This is a genomic window from Sphingomonas sp. FW306-1B-B10E (genome assembly GCF_058782005.1).
Map to the genome: position 1 here is coordinate 1 of NZ_JBYSXG010000115.1, position 1,455 is coordinate 1,455.

Annotated in this window: 1 protein-coding gene; it reads right to left on the reverse strand. The window is 69.3% G+C overall.

What is annotated here, in order from left to right; translation table 11 throughout:
- Window positions 1-1,418 (reverse strand): 2-polyprenylphenol 6-hydroxylase (gene ubiB / locus AC3WJI_RS21615; protein WP_492759369.1); only part of this gene is annotated, 1,418 nt, incomplete at its 3' end.
- Between the last annotated feature and the right edge of the window lie 37 nt (window positions 1,419-1,455).

Below are 1,455 nucleotides of genomic sequence, written 5' to 3' on the forward strand. Positions count from 1 at the left end.
GTGCGCCCCCCGCCCGGGGCGGGATAGCGCAATTCGATGTTGCGGATCAGGTCGGGGAGCCGCGCGAAGGTGCGCAGATCCTTGATGATCCGGTCGGCGACTGCGGCCTCGGGGCCGAGCTCGGTGCGGATCCATTCGCCGACGAACGGACCCGAGGTTTCCCACAGGTTGATCTCGGGATCGAGCCCGCGCGCCACGCCCTCGACCATCACCATCGTCTTCTGGAGGAGGAGGAGGTGCGGTTGGGTCTGCATGTCGAAGTCGCGCGTGATGTTGAACAGCCCGTCGAGCATCGCGCCGACCGACATGTCCTTGACCGGCAGCCCGCGCATCGGCTCGCCGACCGCGCGGAGCGCGGTGGCAAACTCGGCGACATTGTGATGCGCGGGGACATAGCCCGCCTCGAAATGAATTTCGGCGACGCGCTTATAATTGCCGGTGATCAACCCATAGAGGATCTCGGCCAGCCAGACGCGCGCGCGGCGGTCGATCCGGCCCATGATGCCGAAGTCGATCGCGGCGATGCGGCCGTCGGGAAGCGCGAAGAGATTCCCCTGATGCATGTCGGCGTGGAAGAAGCCCTCGGCGATCGCCTGGCGCAGGAAGGCGCGGATCAGCTTGCCGGCGAGCGCAGTGGTATCGTGTCCCGCGGCGATCAGCGCGGGGCGGTCGCTGAGCTTGATGCCGTCGAGCCATTCGAGCGTGAGCACCTTGCCGGTGGTGCGCTGCCAATCGATCTGGGGCACGTAGAAATCGGGCTCGGCGGTCATGCCCTCGGCGAGTTCGGAGGCCGAAGCGGCCTCGCGGCGCAAGTCGAGCTCGCGCGCCGTCCAGCGCTTGAAATGCTCGATGATCAGTCGGGGTCGAAGGCGCGCGGCCTCGCCGCCCATGCCCTCGACCTGGGCTGCGGCCCATTCATAGGTGCCGATCGCCCGGGTGAACTCGGCCTCGATCCCGGGGCGAAGCACCTTCACCGCGACCTGGCGGCCGTCGGTGGTGACCGCGCGGTGGACCTGCGCGATCGAGGCGGCGCCGACCGGGTCCTGCTCGATCGAAGCGAAGACGGTCTCGAGCGGGCGGCCGTAGCTGGCTTCGATCCGCTCGCGGATCACTGCGAAGGGGAGCGGCGGGAGCGCATCCTGGAGGCGCAGCAGGTCGTTCGCCGCGGCCTCGCCGACCAGATCGGGGCGGGTGGCGAGCGTCTGGCCGAGCTTGATCGCGGCGGGGCCGATCGCCTGGAAGGCGTCGGCGTAGCGCGGGGTCTTGGGGACACGTGCGCCCAGGCGGGCGAGGCGGGCGATGCGGCGCACCGGCCTGGGCGTGTTGGCGTCGCGCTCGATCCCGCGCAGCGCGCCGTGACGTGCGAGGATGCGGCCCCATTTGAGCAGGCGGAACAGATGGATCGCGGGGGCGGTCATGCATTCCTCCCCGGTACGGGGAGGATCTAATGCGCCA